The sequence below is a fragment of the Xanthobacter oligotrophicus genome, assembly GCF_008364685.1.
Classification (GTDB): domain Bacteria; phylum Pseudomonadota; class Alphaproteobacteria; order Rhizobiales; family Xanthobacteraceae; genus Xanthobacter; species Xanthobacter oligotrophicus.
In genome coordinates this window covers 369,097-384,958 of record NZ_VTTL01000005.1, presented here as the reverse complement: position 1 = coordinate 384,958, position 15,862 = coordinate 369,097, and the positions used below count along the sequence as shown (strand labels likewise).

General features: G+C 69.5%; 13 protein-coding genes. 6 read left to right on the top strand and 7 right to left on the bottom strand.

Annotated elements, in window-relative coordinates:
• The first annotated feature begins 265 nt into the window (after window positions 1-265).
• A complete protein-coding gene (locus FZ033_RS10750) occupies window positions 266-2,221 on the top strand; it encodes a glycosyltransferase (protein ID WP_149576114.1) in 1,956 nt (651 codons plus the stop codon).
• On the opposite strand, the gene FZ033_RS10745 is transcribed toward FZ033_RS10750, so the two are convergent.
• The 4 genes from FZ033_RS10745 to FZ033_RS10730 form a co-directional block, all read right to left on the bottom strand.
• Window positions 2,197-2,571 carry a VOC family protein gene (locus FZ033_RS10745; RefSeq protein WP_149576113.1) on the bottom strand — a complete coding sequence of 125 codons (375 nt, stop codon included), beginning with the start codon at window positions 2,569-2,571 and terminating at the stop codon, window positions 2,197-2,199. The genes FZ033_RS10750 and FZ033_RS10745 overlap by 25 nt on opposite strands.
• Window positions 2,572-2,623: 52 nt before the next feature.
• On the bottom strand, window positions 2,624-3,325 hold the full coding sequence (locus tag FZ033_RS10740) for a helix-turn-helix transcriptional regulator (protein WP_149576112.1): 702 nt from the start codon (window positions 3,323-3,325) through the stop codon (window positions 2,624-2,626).
• A gap of 113 nt (window positions 3,326-3,438) precedes the next feature.
• Entirely contained in the window at window positions 3,439-4,053 is a 615-nt protein-coding gene (locus FZ033_RS10735) for an SCO family protein (RefSeq protein ID WP_188079421.1), read from the bottom strand.
• Between the two features lie 83 nt (window positions 4,054-4,136).
• Entirely contained in the window at window positions 4,137-4,355 is a 219-nt protein-coding gene (locus tag FZ033_RS10730; RefSeq protein WP_210247880.1) for a hypothetical protein, read from the bottom strand.
• A gap of 248 nt (window positions 4,356-4,603) precedes the next feature.
• Between FZ033_RS10730 and polA the strand changes: the two genes are divergently transcribed.
• The 3 genes from polA (at window position 4,604) to cysG (ending at window position 9,685) form a co-directional block, all read left to right on the top strand.
• Complete coding sequence (polA, locus tag FZ033_RS10725) at window positions 4,604-7,594, top strand: DNA polymerase I (RefSeq protein WP_149576111.1); 2,991 nt, start codon at window positions 4,604-4,606, stop codon at window positions 7,592-7,594.
• Between the two features lie 115 nt (window positions 7,595-7,709).
• Window positions 7,710-8,054, top strand: a complete 345-nt coding sequence (locus tag FZ033_RS10720; RefSeq protein WP_149576110.1) for a RidA family protein — start codon at window positions 7,710-7,712, stop codon at window positions 8,052-8,054.
• Window positions 8,055-8,176: 122 nt separating this feature from the next.
• A complete protein-coding gene (gene cysG, locus FZ033_RS10715; RefSeq protein ID WP_149576109.1) occupies window positions 8,177-9,685 on the top strand; it encodes a siroheme synthase CysG in 1,509 nt (502 codons plus the stop codon).
• A 200-nt stretch (window positions 9,686-9,885) separates the two neighbouring features.
• On the opposite strand, the gene FZ033_RS10710 is transcribed toward cysG, so the two are convergent.
• Window positions 9,886-11,559 carry an electron transfer flavoprotein-ubiquinone oxidoreductase gene (locus tag FZ033_RS10710; protein ID WP_149576108.1) on the bottom strand — a complete coding sequence of 558 codons (1,674 nt, stop codon included), beginning with the start codon at window positions 11,557-11,559 and terminating at the stop codon, window positions 9,886-9,888.
• A gap of 210 nt (window positions 11,560-11,769) precedes the next feature.
• Between FZ033_RS10710 and FZ033_RS10705 the strand changes: the two genes are divergently transcribed.
• Together FZ033_RS10705 and FZ033_RS10700 are read left to right on the top strand one after the other, a co-directional pair.
• Window positions 11,770-12,681: a uracil-DNA glycosylase gene (locus FZ033_RS10705; RefSeq protein WP_149576107.1), complete on the top strand. Its 912-nt coding sequence runs from the start codon at window positions 11,770-11,772 to the stop codon at window positions 12,679-12,681.
• Window positions 12,682-12,763: 82 nt separating this feature from the next.
• Window positions 12,764-13,276 carry a hypothetical protein gene (locus tag FZ033_RS10700; protein WP_149576106.1) on the top strand — a complete coding sequence of 171 codons (513 nt, stop codon included), beginning with the start codon at window positions 12,764-12,766 and terminating at the stop codon, window positions 13,274-13,276.
• A 24-nt stretch (window positions 13,277-13,300) separates the two neighbouring features.
• On the opposite strand, the gene FZ033_RS10695 is transcribed toward FZ033_RS10700, so the two are convergent.
• A complete protein-coding gene (locus FZ033_RS10695; RefSeq protein WP_149576105.1) occupies window positions 13,301-13,798 on the bottom strand; it encodes a CYTH domain-containing protein in 498 nt (165 codons plus the stop codon).
• Window positions 13,799-13,993: 195 nt separating this feature from the next.
• Window positions 13,994-15,565, bottom strand: a complete 1,572-nt coding sequence (gene pyk, locus FZ033_RS10690) for a pyruvate kinase (protein ID WP_149576104.1) — start codon at window positions 15,563-15,565, stop codon at window positions 13,994-13,996.
• Between the last annotated feature and the right edge of the window lie 297 nt (window positions 15,566-15,862).

Here is a 15,862-nt window from a genome sequence, read left to right as displayed (position 1 = left end):
CCTGCGCAACCCAAGGCAGGGCCGCCAGCGTGAGCGCGACGCAAAGGCGCCGCCCCAAGCCGCCTGGGATCTGGCCGCCCGGGATCACGCCACGGCCCGCGACCACGGCCCGCAGGCGGGCGATAAGGACTGGTAGAGCCATGTGGGCGCGTTTACCTTAGGGTTGCACTCGAAGGGGCGGCGCATGGTGGGGGATGCGCGGTCCGCCGACAAGGGGCGGGCCGGGCGGCGGGCCGAGGAGCGAAATAGCCCGAAAAGCAGCGTCGTGCACGGCCTGAGTGCGACGCCAGCACCGCCTGTGGCCGCCCGGCGCCGGCCCGCCGACACGCTTCCCGCCGAGCTGAAGCCGTTCGTCGGCCACCTGCCCCACGGCGATCTCCTGGCCGCCGCACGCCGCGCCCGCCGGCTCGGCGTCGGCGCCGACGAGGTGCTCGTCGCCCAGGGCCTTCTGGACGAGGCGGAGGCAACAAGCCTGCTCGCCGCCCATCTCGGCCTCGCCGTCGCCGCTCCCGATGACACCGCCCCGCCGCGCGACGCCGCCACCGCCGAGGCGGTGCTGCGCACCGGCGTGCGCATCGAGGCGCCGGCCGGCACGCGCCCGCGCTTCACCCTCGCAGCGCGGGGGCGGGACGTGCGGCGCCTGTTCCGCGCGCTGCGGCGGGATCCGGGCCTTGCCGGACGGGTCCGCCTCGCGGTGCCGGGGGCGTTCCGGCGCGCGGTCATGGCCGCCGCCGGTCCCACCTTGGCCGAGGCCGCCGTGACGCGGCTCCCCGCCCGCGACCCGCTGAAATCCGCCGCCACCCTCGACCCCAAGCGGGTGCTCGGGCTCATCGCCCTGGTGGTGGGCCTGCCGCTGGCGGTTCTGGTGGCGCTGGCGCCGGAACAGGGCGTGCTTGCGGTGCAGGCGCTGCTGTCGCTGATCTTCCTCGGCTGGGTCTCCCTGCGCCTTGCCAGCTGCGCCTATGATCCGCCCGCCGACCCGCCGCCGACGCTGGATGACCGGCAGCTGCCGGTCTATTCCCTGCTGGTGCCGCTCTATCGCGAGGCGGCCAGCGTGCCGCATCTGGTGGCCGCCCTCGGCGCGCTCGACTATCCGCCGGAAAAGCTCGACATCAAATTGGTGGTGGAAGCCGACGATGCCGCAACCCGCGACGCCATCGCCGCCCTCACCCTGCCGCCGCACATGGAAGAGGTGCCGGTGCCCGCCATCGGCCCCCGCACCAAACCCAAGGCGCTGGCAGTGGCCCTCGCCGCGGCGCGCGGCAGCTTCATCGCCATCTACGACGCCGAGGACCTGCCGGAGCCGGACCAGCTGCGCCGGGCGCTGGAAGCCTTCCGCACGGGCGGGCCGAAGGTCGCCTGCGTGCAGGCCCGCCTTGCCATCGACAATGGCGACGACAGCTGGATCGCCGCCTCGTTCGCCGCCGAATATGCCGCCCAGTTCGATGTGCTGCTACCCATGCTGAGCGCGCTGGGCCTGCCCATCCTGCTCGGGGGCACCTCCAACCATTTCCGCCGCCGGGTGCTGGATGAGGTGGGCGGCTGGGACCCGTTCAACGTCACCGAGGACGCGGACCTCGGCATTCGCCTCGCCCGCGCCGGCTGGCAGACCCGGGTGATCTCATCCACCACCTTCGAGGAGGCCCCCGTGAGCGCCCGCGCGTGGGTCGGCCAACGCACCCGCTGGCTGAAGGGCTGGGCGCAGACGCTGCTGGTGCATCTGCGCCAGCCCGGGATGCTGATGGCGGATCTCGGGGTGGGCCCCGCGCTGGCGCTGCTGCTGCTCGCCGCCGGCCCGTTCGCGGCGGCCCTGGTCCACCCGTTCTGCGTCGCCCTGCTGCTGGCGGACCTGCTGCGCGGGGTCATCGGCCTGCCGCGCGGCTCGCTGGCCGAGGCGCTGACCTCGGCCCTCACCTTCACCACCCTGTTCGCAGGCTATGCCGGCACCGCCGCCATCACCTATGTGGGGCTGCGCCGGCGCGCCCGCCGGCCGGGGTTCAAGGTGGTGCTCGGCATCCCGGTCTACTGGCTGCTGCTGTCAACGGCGGCGTGGCGGGCGCTGTTCGAGCTGCTGCGCCGGCCCCACCACTGGCAGAAGACCGAGCACGGCGTCGCCCGCCACCGCGTGGCGCAAGCGGCCGCGCTACGCCGGAGCGGGCCGATGGGCGTTGCGACGAGGCCCCCCGCCGGCCCCGCTCATGCCGCGTCCGCCAAGGCATAGACGCGCAGGCGGTGGCCATCGGGATCGAGCGCCACGAAGCTGCGGCCGAAATCAAGGTCGGTGGGCGGCAGGGCGATCCTCGCCCCGCGCGTCAGCCATGCGGCATGGGTGGCGTCCACGTCGGCGGCGCGCGCCACCTTGAATCCCAGTTCGCTCCCGCCGCCGGACGCCGTGGGCGCCGGCTCGACGCCGGATGCTTTCCACAGGCCGAGCGCGAGCCCGGAGGGCAGCACCAGCAGCACGAAGGTCGGGCTCACCTCCACCGCCTCACGCCCCAGCAGCCCGGCGTAGAAGCGACCGCTGGCCTCGGGGTCGGCGACATAAAGGAGAAGATTGTTGGTCTCGGTCACGATTTGCTCCTGCTCGATCTCGATCAGGAGCAATGCCTACGGTGCCATGCTGTCAGTTTCCGGCAGCATCATGCACCCGGCACTGAGCGTGACGCCACGCCTTCAGCAGGGCCTGCCGGCGCCGGGGATAGCGGGCATCGAGCAGTTCGGCCTCATGGATGCGGTCGGTGCGGAAGCTGCGGAAATCGCCGCGCAGCTCGCACCAGCCGATCAGCACCCGCACCTGGTCGAAGAACGCCAGTGCAAAGGGCCAGACGACACGCTGCGAGGGCGCGGCAGAGGCGTCGCTGTAGGCAAGCCGCAGCTTCCGCTCGGTCCGGATCGCCTTGCGCAGCAGGGCCGGATCGACCGCGTCGCCCGGGATCATCGGGCCGGGACCGATGAGCAGGGCCGAGGTCTCCAGTTCCTCGCGCAGATCGGCGGGAAGCACCGCCGCGATGCGCGCCAGCGCGCCGCGGGCCGCGGTGCCGAGCCTGCCGTCGGCGCGTTCGGCCACCCAGCGTGACCCCAGCGCCAGCGCCTCGACCTCATCGAGCGTGAACATGAGGGGCGGAAGGAGGAAGCCCGGCTTCAGCACATAGCCGACGCCCGGCTCGCCCTCGATGTGCGCGCCCTGCGCCTGAAGGCTGGCGATGTCCCGATACAGCGTGCGGATGCTGACGCCGATCTCCTGCGCGAGCACCTTCCCGCTCACGGGATGGCGGTGGCGACGCAGGAGGTCGAGCAGATCGAAAAGGCGTTCGGAACGGGACATGAGCACACGTCTGCGGGCGGCCATGACCGGTTCAGGGCGGCAGGTGCCGCGTCCGGCGCCGGCGCACGACCCGCGCGGGCGCCGCTTTCAGCAGGTCCGACCGGCGTCAGGCCTCAAAAATAGCGCTTCAGCTCCGCCGCCGCCTCGGCCGGCGGCCGCTTGGAATTGAACGGGGCGACGAAGGTGCCGTCCTTGCCCATGAGATAGACCACCGCCGTGTGGTCCATGGTGTAGTCCCCGCCGGTCAGCGGCACCTTGCGGGAATAGACCCGGTATTCCTTCTTGATCGCATCCACCGCCTCGGGCGAGCCGGTGAGGCCGCGGATCTGCGGGGCAAAGCTCGACAAATAGGACTTCAGCGCCTCCGGCGTGTCGCGCTCCGGGTCGACGGTGACGAAGAACACCTGCGCCTTGCCGGCGTCCGGGCCGAGGGCGGTGAGGATCTCCGACATCTCGAACAAAGCGGTGGGGCACACGTCCGGGCAATGGGTGAAGCCGAAGAAGATCAGGCTCGGCTTGCCCTTCAGCGCGGCTTCGGTGACGGGCGCGCCGGTCTGGTCCACCAGGCGGAACGGACCGCCCACGGCGGCGGTGCCGGTGCTGGTCACCCGCGGCGCCGGATTGCCCACCAGCATGGTCACGGCGGTGACCATGACGAGGGCGCCGGCCGCGAAGGCGCAAAACAGGGCGATGATCTTGGTGCGTTGCGACAGCTTGATCTGGGACATGGGCTGGCGATCTTGGCCTTTGCAATCGGGTCCGGGACGTGGTTGCGCGCTTCGGGAGCGAACGCGCGCCAGGTGGGGTGGGGTCACAGGCAGGCGGCGATGCCCGCGCTCATGATGTCGAAGAAGACGGTGGCTCCATGTCGCGCCCACAGCACGCAGGCGGCCGCGAACAGGGCCCCGGCCACGACCACGCTGCCGACCACGACCATCCGCACACCCATGCCCGACCGGCCGGATTGCGACCCGCGCGGCGCGGGGCCGGCGGCGTGGTCGTCCATCTGGCGGTGGAGGGTGAGGGCCATGGTCGGTCGGGTTCCCTTGCGGCGGCTCAGCGCCGGCATTCGGCGGTTAGCGCCGCGCAGGATAGCGTGGGCGGCGGGCCAAATCCAATGGCGGCGCCTCACCGCTGCGTGACAGGGCGCCGCGCCGCCCGCCCGTGCCGGCGCCGGGGACTGCGGGGGCCGCGCTCTTGTTCCGGGCCGGCCCCTCGGGCATCGTGCGCGCCATTGCCGAGCGCCTGCCTGCGCGGATTGTTCCTGAGGACCTTGAGATGTCGCCCTCCCCCCGCCCCCTTCAGCCCGGCGACCATGTGTTCCTGGTGGACGGCTCGTCCTTCGTGTTCCGCGCCTATTTCCAGTCCATCAACCAGGACCGGAAGTACAATTTCCGCTCCGACCGGCTGCCCACCGGGGCGGTGCGGCTGTTCTGCACCAAGCTGTTGCAGTTCGTGCGCGACGGGGCAGTGGGCATCAAGCCCACCCACCTCGCCATCATCTTCGACAAGTCGGAGGACAGTTTCCGCAAGGAGCTTTATCCCGACTACAAGGCCAACCGCTCCGAGCCGCCGGAAGAACTCATCCCCCAGTTCCCGCTCATGCGCGAGGCAGTGCGCGCCTTCGGCCTGATCCCGGTGGAGCAGGCCCGATACGAGGCCGACGACCTCATCGCCACCTATGCCGACCAGGCGGTGAAGGCGGGGGCGGACGTGCTCATCGTCTCCGCCGACAAGGATTTGATGCAGATGGTCGGCCCCAAGGTCGCCATGTACGACCCCGCCTCCGGCGAGAGCGGCGGGCGCGGGGCGCGGCCGGAGCGGCGCATCGGGGTGGGCGAGGTGCTGGAATATTTCGGCGTGCCGCCGGAGAAGGTCACCGACGTGCAGGCGCTGGCCGGCGACAGCACCGACAACGTGCCCGGCGTGCCGGGCATCGGCATCAAGACCGCCGCCCAGCTCATCGGCGAATATGGCGACCTTGAAACCCTGCTGGCCCGCGCCGGCGAGATCAAGCAGCCCAAGCGGCGCGAATCCCTGCTCACCAATGCCGAGGCGGCGCGCATCTCCAAGACGCTGGTGACGCTGGTGCGCGACGTCTCCGTCGAAGTACCGCTGGAAGACCTGGTGCTGGAGGCGCCCGACGCCAAACGCCTCATCGCCTTTCTGAAGGCCATGGAATTCACCACCATCACCCGCCGCGTGGCCGAGGCCTATGGCGTGGAGGCCGCCGAGGTGGAGGCCGACCCGAGGCTCGCCCCCGCCGGCCTGTTCTCCCTCACCGCAACGGCGGAGGCGGCGGACGGCGAAGCGCCGGCCTCGGGCAGTGAAGCCCCCTCGGCCGTGGCGAAGGCCATGGACGGCACCCTCACCCCGTCCGACCTCGCCCAGGCCCGCGCCAGCGCGGCCCGCACCATTCCCGTGGACCGCAAGGCCTATCGCACCATTCTCGACCTCGCCGAGCTGAAGGCGTGGTGCGCCAAGGCGCAGGACCAGGGCCTGCTGGCCTTCGACACCGAGACCAATTCCCTCGATCCCATGCAGGCGGACCTGGTAGGCGTCTCGCTGGCGCTGTCGCCCAACGAGGCCTGCTACATCCCGCTCGCCCACACCGGAGCCGGCGACGGCCTGTTCAGCGAGGGGCAGCTGCCCGGCCAGATCCCGGTCCGTGACGCCATCGCCGCGCTGAAGGGCGTGCTAGAGGATGCCGGCACCCTGAAGGTCGGGCACAATGTGAAGTACGACCAGCTGGTGCTGGCCCGCCACGGCATCGATGTTGCCCCCTTCGACTGCACCATGTGCATGTCCTACGCGCTGGACGCGGGCAAGAACGGCCATGGCATGGATGAATTGTCCGTGCTGCATCTCGGCCACCAGCCCATCGCCTTCTCCGAGGTGACCGGCAAGGGCAAGGCGCGGGTGACCTTCGACAAGGTGGCCCTCGATCCCGCCACCCAATACGCCGCCGAGGATGCGGACGTGACGCTGCGCCTGTGGCAGGTGCTGAAGCCCCGCCTCGCCGCCGAGGGCCGCACCACCGTCTACGAGACTTTGGAACGCCCGCTGATTTCCGTGCTGGCGCGCATGGAGAGCCGGGGCATCTCCATCGACAAGGCGATGCTGGCGCGCCTCTCTTCCGAGTTCGCGCAGGGCGCGGCCCGCATCGAGGACGAGATCGCGGAGCTGGCCGGCGAGCGGCTGAACGTGGGCAGCCCCAAGCAGATGGGCGACATCCTGTTCGGCAAGATGGGCCTGCCCGGCGGCACCAAGACCGCCACCGGCATGTGGTCCACCAAGGCCACCGCGCTGGAGGAGCTGGCCGAGGCCGGCCACAAACTGCCGCAGAAGATCCTGGACTGGCGCCAGCTCTCCAAGCTGCGCTCCACCTATACGGACGCCCTGCCCCATTTCGTGAACCCGCAGACCAAGCGCGTCCACACCTCCTATGCGCTGGCCGCCACCACCACCGGGCGACTGTCCTCCTCCGATCCCAATTTGCAGAACATCCCCATCCGCACCGAGGAAGGCCGGCGCATCCGCCGCGCCTTCGTGGCGGAAGAGGGCAATTTGCTGGTCTCGGCGGACTATTCGCAGATCGAGCTGCGGCTGCTCGCCGAGATCGCCGAGATCCCGGCGTTGCGCAATGCCTTCACCGAGGGACTGGACATCCACGCCATGACCGCGTCGGAGATGTTCAACGTGCCGGTGAAGGACATGCCGGCCGAGGTGCGCCGGCGCGCCAAGGCCATCAATTTCGGCATCATCTACGGCATCTCCGCCTTCGGCCTCGCCAACCAGCTGGGCATTCCGCGCGAGGAGGCGGGGCAGTACATCAAGCGCTATTTCGAGCGCTTCCCCGGCATCCGCGACTATATGGAGGAGACCAAGGCCTTCTGTCGCGAGCACGGCTATGTGGAGACCCTGTTCGGCCGGCGTTGCCATTATCCGGAGATCGCGGCCAAGAACCCCTCCATCCGCGCCTTCAACGAGCGCGCCGCCATCAATGCCCGCCTCCAGGGCACGGCGGCGGACATCATCCGCCGCGCCATGATCCGCATGGAGCCGGCGCTGGAGAAGGCGAAGCTTTCCGCCCGCATGCTGCTGCAGGTGCACGACGAACTGGTGTTCGAGGTGCCCGAGGCCGAGGCGGAAGCCACCATCCCCGTGGTGCGCGAGGCCATGGAAACCGCCTCCGCCCCCGCCGTCACCCTCGCCGTTCCCCTGAAGGTGGATGCGCGAGCGGCGAAGAATTGGGAAGAGGCGCATTGAGGGGGCGACGGCCACGCCGGCACGCATGCCGCCGGGTACCCGCCTGCCCCGCACCCGTTGGCGAATCCCCCCGCACATTTGCTAAACACCCCCATCCAACCGAAAGGACCATCCCATGAGCATCGAGAGGCTCGACAAGGGCCGCCGCATGAGCGAAGCCGTGATCCACGGCAACACCGTCTATCTCGCCGGCCAGGTGGCCGAGGGGCCGGACGTGGAAAGCCAGACCAAGGCCGTCCTCGCCTCCATCGACGCCCTCCTGGCCCGCGCCGGCACCGACAAGTCGCGTCTCCTCACCGCCACCATCTGGCTGTCGGACATCGCCAATTTCGCCGGCATGAACGCCGTGTGGGACGCCTGGGTCGACCAGGACAACCCGCCGGCCCGCGCCACCAGCGAGGGCAAGCTTGCCGCCCCCAAGTTCCTGGTGGAAATCATCGTGGTCGCCGCCCGCGGCTGAGCCTTAGCCTTCGGCACCTTCCGGCGGCGGCGCGCGCTGCCGCCGGAGGGGCGCACCCGCGTTGATCGGCGGCCCGGCACGCCTTACGTTGAAGATCCATCATCTTCGGGAGCACCTTTTCCATGGCCGCCACCGGCCCCGACAGCCCCACGCCCCGCGCCCCGCGCCAGGCCGGACATGCGCGCATGGAGGCCATCGCGCGCCTGCCGGTGTTCTTCGGCCTCGAGGGCCGGCGCGTGCTGGTGGCGGGCGGCGGGGAGCCGGCGGCCTGGAAGGCGGAACTGCTCTCCGCTGCCGGCGCGCGGGTGGAGGTGATCGCCCCCCATGTCTGCGAGGACCTGTGGCGGCTGGCCGGCGCGCCGCCCCGTGGCCCCATCTCGATCCATGTGCGCGACTGGCACGCCGACGACATCCCCGGCGCCGTCCTCGCGGTGGCCGGCTTCGACGAAGAGGCCGACGCACGGCGCTTCACCGTCGCCGCCCGCGCCGCCGGCGTGCCGGTGAACGCCATCGACAAACCGGCCCTGTCGGACTTCACCTTCGGTGCCATCGTCAACCGCTCACCGCTGGTGGTGGGCATCTCCACCGATGGCGCGGCCCCCGTCTTCGGGCAGGCGGTGCGGGCCAAGATCGAGGCGCTTCTGCCCTCGGGCTTCAAGGCCTGGGCGCTCGCCGCGAAGTCGTGGCGGCAGGCGGTCACCGCGCGCGGCCTCTCCCACCATGCCCGCCGCGCCTTCTGGGAGCGCTTCGCCGCCACGGCGCTGGCCGAGCCCAACCGGACGCCTGAGGATACCGACCGCGCCGCCCTGTTCGCCGCCATCGAAGCGGAGGGCACGCCGCACCGGTCTAGCAATGCGGGCTCGGTGGTGCTGGTGGGCGCGGGGCCGGGCGATCCGGAGCTGCTGACGCTCAAGGCGGTGCGCGCGCTGCAATCGGCGGACGTGGTGCTCTATGACGACCTCGTCTCCGGCGCGATCCTCGATTTCGCCCGGCGCGAGGCCAAGAAGATGCTGGTGGGCAAGACCGGCTACGGCCCCTCCTGCAAGCAGGACGACATCAACGCTTTGATGGTGGACCTCGCCCGGGAAGGCCGCCGCGTGGTGCGCCTGAAGGGCGGCGAGCCCATGATCTTCGGCCGCGCCGGGGAAGAGATCGCCCATTGCCGTGCGGCCGGCGTGCCGGTGGAGGTGATCCCCGGCATCTCGGCGCCGCAGGGGGCGGCGAGCCGGCTCGTCACCTCGCTCACCCACCGCGACCATGCGCGGCGGCTGCAATTCGTCACCGCCCATGCCCGCGACGGCAAGCTGCCCAAGGACCTCGACTTCAACGCGCTGGCCGACAAGGCGGCCACGACCGTGGTCTACATGCCCCGCCGTACCCTGCCGGACCTGGTGCGCAACCTGATGGCCGCCGGCATCGATCCCGCCACGCCGGCAGTGGCCATGTTCTCGGTGACGCGGCCGGAAGAGAAGGTGATCCTCGCCACCGTCGCGACGCTCGCGGAAGAGGTGGCCCGCGCCGCCGAGGCCGGCGCGGAAGGCCCTTGCCTCATCCTCTACGGCCAGGCCCTGGCCGAAGTGGCGGTGGAGGCCCTGCCCCAGATCGCCCAGGCCGCCGCCAACGGCGGCTGAGGGGCGAAACCCGACGCCAGCCTGCGCGGCCCCCTTCAGGAATACGTCCCAAACACACTCTCGTCATGCCCCGGCTTGACCGGGGCATCCACGCCGCCGGGCCGGGCAAGCGGCTCGATGGATCCCCCGGTCAAGCCGGGGGATGACGGCGGTGAGATGGCGTCAGGGCGTGATGCGGAGGGCGTAGCCCCGCCCTCCCCTCACATATTCGGATAGTTGGGCCCACCGCCGCCTTCAGGGGCGGTCCAGGTGATGTTCTGGTTGGGGTCCTTGATGTCGCAGGTCTTGCAGTGCACGCAGTTCTGCGCGTTGATCTGGAAGCGCGGCGCGTCCGCCCCCTCCTCGATCCACTCATAGACGCCCGCCGGGCAGTAGCGGTTGGACGGGCCGGCATAGAGGTCGTGCTCCGACGCCTTCTGCAACGCCATATCCTTCACCACCAGATGCACCTGCTGGTTTTCCTCGTGGTTGGTGTTGGACAGGAACACCGAGGACAGCTTGTCGAAAGTCAGCACGCCATCCGGCCGGGGATAGGTGATCTTCTTGCACTCCCTGGCTGGCTTGAGCGAAGCGGCGTCGGTCTTGCCGTGCTTCAGGGTGCCGAACAGGGAGAAGCCCAGCGTGTTGGTCCACATGTCCAGCGCGCCAAGCGGAATGCCGAGGAGGGTGCCGAGCTTCGACCACAGCGGCTTCACGTTGCGCACCTTCTTCAGGTCCGCGCCGATGGCGGACGAGCGCCACGCCGCCTCGTAGCTCGCAAGCTCGTCATGGCCGCGATCCTGCGCGAGAGCCCCGGCGAGGTGGTCGGCAGCGAGGATGCCGGAGAGCACCGCATTGTGGCTGCCCTTGATGCGCGGCACGTTCACGAAGCCCGCCGCGCAGCCCACCAGCACGCCGCCGGGGAAGCTGAGCTTGGGCACGCTCTGGTAGCCACCTTCCGAGAGGGCGCGGGCACCGTAGGCGATGCGCTTGCCGCCCTCGAAGGTGTCCTTGAAGAAGGGGTGGGTCTTGAAGCGCTGGAACTCGTCGAACGGCGACAGCCAGGGATTCTGGTAGTTGAGGTGGACCACGAAGCCCACCATCACCTGCTCGTCCTCCATATGGTAGAGGAAGGCGCCGCCGCCGGTCTTGCCGTCCAGCGGCCAGCCGAAGCCGTGCTGCACCAGGCCAGGCCGGTGCTTCTCCGGCTTCACCTTCCACAGCTCCTTCAGGCCGATGCCGAATTTCGGCACGTCGCGGCCGGCGTCGAGGCCGTACCTGGCGATGAGCTGCTTGGTGAGGTGGCCCCGCGCGCCCTCGGCGAACACGGTGTAGCGGCCGCGCAATTCCATGCCGCGGGTGAACTCGCCCTTGGGCACGCCATTCTTGTCGACGCCCATGTCGCCGGTGGCGATGCCGGCCACCGCGCCCTTGTCGTCAAAGAGGATCTCGTCGGCGGCAAAGCCGGGATAGATCTCCACCCCCAGCGCCTCGGCCCTGGCGGCAAGGAAGCGGCAGACATTGCCCAGCGAGCCGACGAAATTGCCGTGATTGTTCATCAGCGGCGGCATGGCGAAATTGGGCAGGCGGATGCCGCCGGCGGGGCCAAGCAGGTAGAAATGGTCGTCGTTGACCTGGACGCTCAGGGGCGCATCCGCCTCCTCGCGCCAGCCGGGCAGGAGCGCATCGAGGCCGACCGGATCGATGACCGCGCCGGAGAGGATATGGGCGCCCACCTCGGAGCCCTTCTCCACCACCACCACCGAGATGTCGCTGCCGCGCTCGGCCGCCTGCTGCTTCAGGCGAATGGCGGTGGCAAGCCCGGCAGGCCCGGCGCCGACCACCACAACGTCATAATCCATGCCTTCGCGTTCAGGCAGATCCGCCGCGCTCATGCCTCAAGCTCCCGTCTCTCTCGTTTCTTGGTTGGACTTCTTCCACGGTTGCAGCGCAATGACAATTGGGTCTATGCCGCATACGGAAATCTATTGCCCTATGCGAGCAGAAGATGACCTGTTTCGGCAAACCGACCCCACGCAGGCGGGAGGCGGCGGGCCGAAACGCAGCGGTTTCCGCTCCCGGCGATCCGGCTCTAGAATGGCGCCATGACCGCGACGCCCCAAGATAACTTCACCGACATAGCCGATATTCTCGCCTTCTATCTGGAGGCGGGCGTGGACGTGGCCGTGGGCGAGGCGCCGGTGGACCGTTTCGCCGAAAGCGCGGCCGAGCAGGCGCGAAGCCGCACCCAGCGTCCGCCGGCGGTTCAGGTTCCGCAGACGCCGGCCCCCGTGGCCGCCCGTCCGCAAGCCTCCGCGCGGCCCGCCGCGCCCGCACCGCGCCCCAGCGCCCCGGCGCCACCCGCGGGCGCGTCGGCGCTGGTCACCCAGCCGCCGGACGAGGCCGTGATGTCGGCGCGCGAAGCCGCGCGGAACGCCGAGAGCCTCGACGCACTGCGCGCCATCCTCGACGGCTTCGAGGGCTGCGCCCTGAAGCGCACGGCGACCCGGCTGGTGTTCGCCGACGGCAATCCCAAGGCGAAGGTGATGTTCGTGGGCGAGGCACCGGGCCGCGACGAGGACCAGCAGGGCCTGCCCTTCGTGGGCCGCTCGGGCCGGCTGCTGGATCTGATGATGGCGGCCATCGGCATTGACCGCACCAGCGCCTATATCGCCAATGTCATCCCCTGGCGCCCGCCGGGCAACCGCACCCCGACGCCCCAGGAAACGGCGGTGTGCCTGCCCTTCATCAAGCGCCAGATCGAATTGGCGGATCCGGACATCCTGGTGTGCCTCGGCGGCCCCTCGGCGCAGGCGCTGCTCGCCACCACCGAGGGCATCACCCGGCTGCGCGGGCGGTTCATGGACTATGAGAGCGGCACGCGGACCATCCGCGCCATTGCCACCTTCCATCCGGCCTATCTGCTGCGCACGCCGCTGGGCAAGCGCCTCGCCTGGCGCGACATGCTGGCGGTGGAAACGGCGCTGAAGGGGAGCGCATCCGAAGCAACGCCATGACGTTACGGCAACAGATTGCGGCAGCGCTACAGCTTCCGTATGGTCGCGCGCACTGCCGTGACGGATTGCCGAAGGACGAGCAATGGTCGATGCCGCATATGCCTACAAGCCGAGGCGCCCGCTCATGCATGTCTTCGGCGTCATTTTATTCGGCGCCGGCGCTTATGTGATGTTCCTGAATGCCAGAGCAAATAACAACGAAATGATCATCAACAACTTGATCGATCTTGACTCTGTATCAGCCACGATCGTGTTCTGGATGCTTTTCGCCGCCTGCATCGCCTTCTGCCTGGCGGGTGTTTTCTCGCTTTTTCGCGGTCTTACCAGCAATGCCGTCCTTACGATTTCCCAGCAGGGCTTGCGCGTACCGCGCATGATCCTCGGAGGTCCCGGCACGCTTGTCGCCTGGGAGGGGATCACCCATGTCCGCGACATCTCGGTCAGGAACGTGCGGTTCCTAGAGCTGTTCCACGCGGGCGGCAAGGTCACCATCAACGAGGCGTTGCTGCCCCAAGGCGCCTTCGACGAGGTCCGGTCCAAGGTCGCGCAGGCGCTGTCCGCCCTGCACGATATCGAAATGACTGAAGCGCCCTGACGACCTCGGCGCCGGGCCCGCCCCTCAGGCGCCACTGCCCAGTTCGGCCTCGACGAGGTCGAGGCCGCCCAGCGGCGCGCTGACGAGGGAGGAGTTGCGGTAGCGCGGATCGTCGGTGACTTCCTCGCCCACCCAGTCGGGCAGCGCGACCCGCTCCTCGGGGCCGGTCAGCTCCACCTCGGCCATGACGAGGCCGTCATTCTCGCCCTCGAACACATCGACGGTCCAGAGCTTGCCGGCATGCTCCAGGGAATAGCGCGTCTTCTCGATGAGCGGACGCGCGCACAGGGTCTCCAGCATGACCTCGGCGTCGCGCAGCGGAATGGGATATTCGAACTCGGCTCGGCTGAGGCCCTGGGTCTTGCCCTTCACGGTGATGAAGGCCTCCGTGCCGGCGATCCGGATGCGCACGGTGGCACCATCCCCGAGGCTGAGATAGCCCTGCCGGATGGCGCAAGCCCGCGCGCCAGCGCGCCAGCGGCTGGATTTGACGAGAAATTTGCGCTCGATTTCGACGGGCATCAGCTGCTTGACCTAAGAGGCAGCAGCTTAACCCCATTTTGCGCGGGCACGTCCAGAGCCGGGATGGTCCCATGGCACCGACCGGCCAAAGAAAACGATTTCGACCCCTCGCCTGCGGCAGAAGGCAGCGGCCGGTAGCGTTACATGCCGGGAGACGGGTGCGGCCGGGGGTTGCCCCGCCGCACCCAGGTCGCGTCAGGCGTGCACCTTGCCGCCGGGGGTCTTGGCTTCTTTGGCTTTGGCCTCCTGGGCCTTCGGATCATGAGCCTTGGGCGACCGGACAGCGGGCGTGTCGGCGTCATGGCGGGAGGGCGGGCTGTCGACCCCAATCGTGGTGATGCGCATGATGTTGGTGGTGCCGGGCTTGGCGAAGGGCACGCCGGCGGTGATGGCCAGCCGATCCCCCGGCTTTCCGAGGCCATGCTCCACAGCGGTGCGCACGGCGGTGTCCACCATGTCGCCGAAGGAGTGGATGTCCTCCTTCATGTGCACGGCGTGCACGCCATAGGAGAGAGCGAGGCGCCGCGCCGTCTCAATCTTCGGGGTGAGGCCGAGGATCGGGATGGCCGGACGCTCGCGCGCGGCCCGAAGGCCCGTGGTGCCGGACAGGGTGAAGGCCACCAGCGCCGAGGCATCCACCGCGATGGCGGCCTGGTAGGTGGCCTTGGTGACCGCGTCGCCGATGGTCTTGCCCCATTCCGCCTGGGTGGCGTCCAGCACGTGGCGGTAGCCGGGATCGCACTCCACGTGGCGGATGATGTCGTCCATGAAGGTCACGGCCTCCACCGGGAACTGGCCGGCCGCCGTCTCCGCCGAGAGCATCACGCAGTCGGCGCCCTCATAGACGGCGGTGGCCACGTCCGACACCTCGGCGCGGGTGGGCACCGGGGCGGTGATCATGGATTCCAGCATCTGGGTGGCGACGATGACCGGGCGGCCGAACTTGCGCGCCTCGGCGATCATGCGCTTCTGCAGCGCAGGCACCTCGGCGAGCGAGATTTCCACGCCGAGGTCGCCGCGCGCCACCATGATGGAATCGGAGAGTTCCACCAGCTCGGTGAGGTATTCCACCGCCGACGGCTTCTCCATCTTCAGCATCACCGCCGCACGGTCCTTGATGAGGGCGCGGGCCTCGTGGATGTCCTCCGGCCGCTGGACGAAGGAGAGGGCGATCCACTCCACCCCTGCCTCGCAGGCAAATTCGAGATCAAGGCGATCCTTGTCGGTGAGCGGCGACAGCGGCAGCACCACGTCGGGGATGTTGAAGCCCTTGTTGTTGGACAGCTTGGTGCCCGCCACCACCTGGGCCTCCAGGAAGCCCTCGCCCTTCTTGATCACCTTCAGGCGCACCTTGCCGTCGTCGCACAGCACGGTGGAGCCCACATTCAGCGCGGCGAGGATATCGGGGTGCGGGATCGGCACGCGGGTCTCGTCGCCCAGCCGGTCCACGTCGGCATCGAAATGCAGGATGTCGCCGGCCTTGATGGCGATGGCGCCGTCCTTGAAGCGGCCGATGCGCAGCTTCGGCCCCTGCATGTCGGCGATGACGCCGATGGGCCGGTTCATCTCTTTTTCCAGCCGGCGGATGCGGGCCAGCACCTCGCCATGGTTTTCCTGCGTGCCATGGGAGAAGTTGAGGCGGAACACGTCCACCCCGGCGAGGAACAGCGCCTTCAGCTTCTCCTCGCTGTTGGAGGCGGGGCCGACGGTGGCGACGATCTTGGTGGCACGCTGGCGCTTCAGGGGCTGTTGGCGCTTCGTGGGCATGGCGTTTTCCTTCGCTCCCGCGTTTGATCACGCGTTGGTATGGGTCTTGTTGAGTCGAGCGCTCTTGGGGCCATCATGCACGCGCTTCATGTAAGCATAAAGTCGCATAAGCGGCAGCAGGGCTGACCGATGGCGGCGGCGGCTTCGCATCTTCCGGAGGCTTGGCGTCTTCCGGCGGATGGTCGCGGCACACCGGCGCCGCGGCAGCGCCGGGCGGCAGGTGCAGCCAGCCCGGCCCCTCCCCCGCACGGGGGGAGGGATCACGTTCAGCCGAGGCGGGCCTGAACCCGCCCCGGG

Bases quoted from the DNA above. Each gene is read 5' to 3' on its own strand.
- FZ033_RS10700 (WP_149576106.1), top strand. From the start codon at position 12,764: ATGGTCGATGCCGCATATGCCTACAAGCCGAGGCGCCCGCTCATGCAT.
- polA (WP_149576111.1), top strand. From the start codon at position 4,604: ATGTCGCCCTCCCCCCGCCCCCTTCAGCCCGGCGACCATGTGTTCCTG.
- FZ033_RS10710 (WP_149576108.1), bottom strand. From the start codon at position 11,559: ATGAGCGCGGCGGATCTGCCTGAACGCGAAGGCATGGATTATGACGTT.
- FZ033_RS10735 (WP_188079421.1), bottom strand. From the start codon at position 4,053: ATGTCCCAGATCAAGCTGTCGCAACGCACCAAGATCATCGCCCTGTTT.
- FZ033_RS10720 (WP_149576110.1), top strand. From the start codon at position 7,710: ATGAGCATCGAGAGGCTCGACAAGGGCCGCCGCATGAGCGAAGCCGTG.
- cysG (WP_149576109.1), top strand. From the start codon at position 8,177: ATGGCCGCCACCGGCCCCGACAGCCCCACGCCCCGCGCCCCGCGCCAG.
- FZ033_RS10695 (WP_149576105.1), bottom strand. From the start codon at position 13,798: ATGCCCGTCGAAATCGAGCGCAAATTTCTCGTCAAATCCAGCCGCTGG.
- FZ033_RS10705 (WP_149576107.1), top strand. From the start codon at position 11,770: ATGACCGCGACGCCCCAAGATAACTTCACCGACATAGCCGATATTCTC.
- FZ033_RS10730 (WP_210247880.1), bottom strand. From the start codon at position 4,355: ATGGCCCTCACCCTCCACCGCCAGATGGACGACCACGCCGCCGGCCCC.
- FZ033_RS10740 (WP_149576112.1), bottom strand. From the start codon at position 3,325: ATGTCCCGTTCCGAACGCCTTTTCGATCTGCTCGACCTCCTGCGTCGC.
- pyk (WP_149576104.1), bottom strand. From the start codon at position 15,565: ATGCCCACGAAGCGCCAACAGCCCCTGAAGCGCCAGCGTGCCACCAAG.